This window comes from Arthrobacter sp. H5, assembly GCF_000520595.1.
Classification (GTDB): domain Bacteria; phylum Actinomycetota; class Actinomycetes; order Actinomycetales; family Micrococcaceae; genus Arthrobacter_D.
The window spans coordinates 69,548-74,466 of record NZ_KI914986.1; the positions used below are offsets into that span (position 1 = coordinate 69,548).

General features: G+C 62.8%; 6 protein-coding genes and 2 pseudogenes. All 8 read right to left on the bottom strand.

Features of this window, described 5'->3' with window-relative positions; genetic code table 11:
- Positions 1 to 61: 61 nt before the first annotated feature.
- Positions 62 to 980 (bottom strand): annotated as a pseudogene (locus Y708_RS23470) (integrase core domain-containing protein); the annotation flags it as partial.
- A gap of 125 nt (positions 981 to 1,105) precedes the next feature.
- Positions 1,106 to 1,522: a Mu transposase C-terminal domain-containing protein gene (locus Y708_RS30915; protein WP_253905720.1), complete on the bottom strand. Its 417-nt coding sequence runs from the start codon at positions 1,520 to 1,522 to the stop codon at positions 1,106 to 1,108.
- Positions 1,523 to 1,535: 13 nt separating this feature from the next.
- On the bottom strand, positions 1,536 to 2,060 hold the full coding sequence (locus Y708_RS30920; RefSeq protein WP_253905721.1) for a DDE-type integrase/transposase/recombinase: 525 nt from the start codon (positions 2,058 to 2,060) through the stop codon (positions 1,536 to 1,538).
- A complete protein-coding gene (locus Y708_RS30925; protein ID WP_343212958.1) occupies positions 2,029 to 2,562 on the bottom strand; it encodes a helix-turn-helix domain-containing protein in 534 nt (177 codons plus the stop codon). The genes Y708_RS30920 and Y708_RS30925 overlap by 32 nt, the downstream gene beginning before the upstream one ends.
- Positions 2,563 to 2,788: 226 nt before the next feature.
- Positions 2,789 to 3,138: pseudogene (locus Y708_RS30930) on the bottom strand (recombinase family protein); the annotation flags it as partial.
- Positions 3,139 to 3,251: 113 nt separating this feature from the next.
- Positions 3,252 to 3,674 (bottom strand): succinate dehydrogenase hydrophobic membrane anchor subunit, encoded by a 423-nt coding sequence (locus Y708_RS0106940; RefSeq protein WP_253905723.1) that lies wholly within the window; start codon positions 3,672 to 3,674, stop codon positions 3,252 to 3,254.
- Between the two features lie 163 nt (positions 3,675 to 3,837).
- The gene (locus Y708_RS30935) at positions 3,838 to 4,098 is read right to left on the bottom strand and encodes a nucleoside/nucleotide kinase family protein (RefSeq protein WP_253905724.1); all 261 of its coding nucleotides are present in this window, start codon (positions 4,096 to 4,098) and stop codon (positions 3,838 to 3,840) included.
- 478 nt (positions 4,099 to 4,576) lie between these two features.
- A complete protein-coding gene (locus Y708_RS0106950; protein ID WP_028279366.1) occupies positions 4,577 to 4,780 on the bottom strand; it encodes a hypothetical protein in 204 nt (67 codons plus the stop codon).
- Positions 4,781 to 4,919 lie beyond the last annotated feature (139 nt).

A 4,919-nucleotide genomic window follows, 5' to 3' on the forward strand; every position in this document is an offset into this window, starting at 1 on the left:
CCGCCACCGGTTCGGTGGCGGACGGAGGATGGGCCACCGGCCCCGGCACCTGTGGCACGGGAAGAACCGGCAGTGGTGGTTTCGGCCTGGGCGCTTCGGCGACGGGCGTGGCGTCCCACGACTGCCGCGGGGTGATACGCCCTGGCAATCCCTGGTGCGGGCGCTCGGTGTTATAGATCAGGTCAAACCGGTCGACGTGGGCTTGGAGCTCTTCGTGGGTATGGGTAAGAGCCTGCTTGTCCAGCCACCGGAACAGGGTCTGATGAAACCGCTCGTTCTTTCCCTGCGTGGTCGGTTTTATACGGTTTTCCGGTGATCGCCTCGACCCCAAGCGAGGACACATAGGTGACCAGCCGGCCTTCCCACCCGCGACGTGAGGGGTTGAGCGCCATACCGTTGTCGGTCAGCAATCGCTGCGGCACCCCAAGGGCTGCGATGCCCTTGGCCACGACCGCCAGGGCCGCTTCGCTCGTTTCGCCGGATGCTACGTGGGAGGCGACCGCAAGGCGTGAATGATCATCTTGCAGTTGGAAGATCACGCACTTGCGCCCACCGGTGAGTACGTACTCGGTGGCATCCAGCTGCCAGCAGGCGTTCGGAGCCGGGTAGACGAACCTGCGGTACGCGGCCCGGGGTTTCTTCTTCGGTTCGGACCGGGCCACGTTCTTCTCCCGGAAGATCCGCGCCAGCGAAGCCGGCGAGGGCACGTGCATCCCCAAGGACACCATTTTGTCGTGCACACTGATCGGCCCATGATCCAGCCCGGAAGACTCCAGGGCGGCACGCACATTCAGCGCCTCTTGCTTGAGGTCCTCGGACAACCGGGTTGGCGAAGTTTTCGGGCGGCGTGAGCGTGGCTCCAGGGCTGCGGCCTGGCCTTCATCAAGTGCCCTGGCCCGTATCGCATAGAACGTCTTGCGAGCAGAGGCCGATGTAGCGGTGGGAGCGGACGGTGTCGGCGAATTCGGTGAAGCGGCGATGCTCACGGGTGGCCTGGAAAGGGGGTCGGTCCGGTAGCGGCGGGGCGCTGGTGTTGACCTCTCCGAATGTGCCGGAGAGGAATCTGCGGCCGTCCTCTCCCTTGCTGAGGACGCTGTGGCCCGGGTTAGTCGGTGGCATAGAGACGCAATCCGTGTCGTGGTGGGGCTTTTTCATCAACGATTATCGGGGTGGTGACCGGTTCCGGGTCGGCTGGTTCACGCGGGACATAGCGGGTGTCGGAGGGAATCGCGTCGGCGAGGCTGCGCCTCTGCCGTAACTGTTGCTTGAGATCGCGCCGTCGTTGCGACCGGGCGGCTTGCCGCTCTTGAAGCGAGACGGAGCTCGCGGCGAATTCCGGGGCAATCGCTCGGCAGAGGTACTCATCGTTGAAGTAGATCTGGATCTCGCCGACGTCGCGCGGGTTGAACCGCACGGTGACGTGCTCACCGACGTAAGCGGCGAGGACGGGCGAGATGTAGCGGGTGGAGGCGAATTGGACGCCATCGCGCTGCACCTTTCGCGTGGCAGCGGCAGTGAGCAACAGCAGATCCAGGTCATCGGGCCGGGCTGGGCTGCGCGGGATGAACCCCGGATGCGCCCCAACGGTACGCGGGTGCTTCTCCGGTCTGGGAGTGCGGGCGCTGGTTGTAGTCGGCGACGATGAACCGTTCAAGGATTCCATCGAGCTGTTCAAGGCTCAACGCCGGAGGTGAGACGGGGTTCCCGTTCATTCCATGCGGGATGTTCCCGGGCAGGTGCGGCAGAAGTTCGGTGGTGATGGTGCCGTAGAACCGCTCGATCTTCCCGCGTCCCTGCGGGACGCCGACCCTGGAGTGGATGAGTTGGATGTGGGTGTCCAGGCATACCTGCTCGAGTCGGGCGGACGTGAAATCGGAGCCATGGTCGCTGTAGAGAACATCGGGCAGACCGCACACTTGCCAGACGGAACTCGTCTTGCGGTTCACGGCCTGATGCAATGCCAGCGCGGTCTGCTCGGCGGTGGGCGCACCGATGAATACGGTGTAGCCGGCGACGGCACGCGAGTAGTCATCGAGCACCACGGTCAGCCATGGCCGCACCGGGGCGCCGGTCTTGTCGAGGATATGACGTCAAGCAGGGTGTGATCGGCCTGCCACTGCTCGTTCGGACGGCTCGCGGTCCGGCGGAGACCAGTTCGAAGTGGTTCCGGTAGGCGGTATCGCCGTGCTGGGCGAGGGTTCTAAGGCCCGGGTCGATTGAGGCGATGATCGTGCGCACACTGGAATAGCTCGGCGCCGCGAGTCCGAGCTCACGGGCGATGTCGCCCACCCGTCGGTGGATGAACGCCGCTGTCGGTGCCGGCCGCCGAAGCGCCAATTCCTCGATCGCTTCGACAAGCTCCGATGGAATGCGCCTGGTGCCGCGGTCAACCCGGTGAGATCGTTGCACGCTGGTGGAAGCCGAATCGAGGCGGTATCTCGGGGCCCACCTGTTGAGAGTGCGTAGCGGCACCCCTGATTCGGCGGCGATACGGGTCCATGGGACACCGTCGTCGTGCTGGCGCAGTAGTGTGAGCTTGTCCTGGACGCTGCGCTGCACCACGGTCAGTAGCCCGCCTATGCCCTGACGTCTTCACCAAGGTGGCGGTAGATGGTGCCGCGCGAACACCGAACGTTTCCGCGATCTGCTGCACCGTGTACGACTTCTCGTCATACATCGCTCGTGCCTGACGGGCCTTCGTCGGCGTCATCTTGAACCGACCCCCACCCTTGCGGCCGCGAGCCCGGGCCGCAGCGAGACCGTCCTTCGTACGCTCAACGATCAGATCGTGCTCGAACTCCGCAATCGCTGCGAGCATGTGAAAGAACAACCGCCCACCAGGGGTCGTCGTATCAATACCCTGCGACAAAGCCTTCAAGCCCACGCCCTGCTGCTGAAGCCCGTCGACGACCTCCTTCAGGTTCCGCACCGACCGGCCGAGCCGATCGAGCTTCGTCACGATGAGGGTGTCCCCTGCACGCAGATAATCCAGAGCGTCATCGAGTGCCGGCCGCTTCGCGAGAACACCGGACGCGTGCTCGATGAAAACCTCTCGCAACCCGCAGCCTCCAGAGCGTCGGTCTGATCATCAAGATTCTGCTCCCGAGTCGACACACGCGCGTAACCAACAGATGCCATTCACAAACTGTACCGCCAACGTAGGTAGCAACACATAGGTCTCGGACACGGCCCATAGAACACGACGCGCCGTTTTGTGGGCTGAGTGGAAAGAGTGTTCTATGGACGATCGTTCAGGATGCGGTGCTCGATTCACTAGGTGATGCGCAGAATGCGGGCAGTGATTCTGTGGCGGCTTGGGTGGGGCAGGGGTCGAAGGTGAAGATGACGAGTGATCCGAGCGCGATGATGGTTGCCGAGCAGGTGAGCAGGACGGCTTTGAGCATCAGGCGCATCCTGGCGGTGTCGGCGTAATCGTTGATGATGACGCGGAGTCCGTTGCTGCCGTGGAGCATGGCGAGCCAGAGCATGATCAGGTCGAACCATTGCCAGAAGGGGTGCGCCCATTTTCCGGCGACGAAAGCGAAATCAATTTGTTGGATGCCGTCGCCGAGCATGAGGTTTACGAAGAGGTGCACGAAGATCAGGACTACCAGGAGCGTGCCGGACCATCGCATGAACAGCCACGCGATGAGTTCGGTGTTGCTGCCTGTCATCGATCGGTTGCGCGGAGGGCTAATCTGCGGGCCCGCATAGGTGTTTCTGCGTCCAGTCCTCATTGGAGTCCCAATCCGCACACCCCGAGATTTTGCGGCATGTTCTCGACGAGCTGCTCGGAGGGGAGGCTCGCGTCGATAGCGACGAAGGACGGAAAGTTCTTCAGTTCCGGTATGCCGCATCGAACGCCTGCAAGTGCTCGAAGGTCTCGGTGTCCGCGGCTCGGCGACGGACTCTGCAGTACGCGATGTCAGCCGGGACGTCGAAGTAGAAAACGATATCCGGGGCCGGTAGGACTTTGAGCAGGAAAGGCAGCAGCCATCCTGAACGCAGCCCCCGCGCCCGTCGGAGCGCCACCTGACAGTAGAGGTACCTGTCCATGATGAGGACCCCGGATCCGACCTTGGCGCGCAGGTGAGACACCAGCACGATGATGCAGCGAATGCTGGTCTCTATCGCATCGAGTAGAACCACTGGAGGTTGGAGGTTGGATGTTGCGTCGCTTACACCACGTAGTGATACTGCGTCGGCCCGAACGGTTCATGGTGAAGGTCGCAGGATACTCTGCGGCGGCGAGTCGCTGCGCGAGCAGCCGACCTGCTGTGCTTTTGCCCGCCCCGTCCACTCCAACCAACACGATGATCATGGCTCATCGCCGTCATGTCGGGCGAAGCGCCTGCGAAAACCAGCGCTTCCTGCCGTTGAGTTCACGCGCAATCCTGTTGCGGCCGACGACAAAGCGGGTCGCCGGACATCCCAGACGGTGGTATGTGAGGAACCTGCACCTTCGATCCTGCTGTGCCAGCCGTTCACGGCAGTGCCGAGATGCTGAATACTCCTTCGTCATATCTGTCTCCCAACCTTTTGGGTCCCTGGATGCTTCAGGCCGGCCTTGCTGCCTCTAGCCCCCGTCCTGCTCTTGGTCCTGCTCTTCGTCCTGCTCTTCGTCCTGGTCGTCAGGATTATCGCCCTGGTCTGGGTCTTCGCCGTCTTGTTCTTCTAATCCTGGGGTTTCCGGCAGTTGTGTGTCGTCGCAACCGGTCAGGAACAGGGCCCCGGTCAGGAGTAGCCCGGAGCCCGGAAGGGCTGTGGCTCGGGTTCTCATTGGTGATTCCCTTCGTAGGCGTCCGTTAGTGGGGAGCGAAGATCGCCAGGAGTGCACCGACTTCCTGATGTGCTTCGGCGGGATGGCGGAAGTGCTGGCGGGGTTGGATCACATACCGAGTGCGGCGTCCTTCCCGGAG

Excerpts from the sequence above, each read along its gene's own strand:
- Y708_RS0106940 (WP_253905723.1), bottom strand. The coding sequence starts at position 3,674 with ATGACAGGCAGCAACACCGAACTCATCGCGTGGCTGTTCATGCGATGG.
- Y708_RS0106950 (WP_028279366.1), bottom strand. The coding sequence starts at position 4,780 with ATGAGAACCCGAGCCACAGCCCTTCCGGGCTCCGGGCTACTCCTGACC.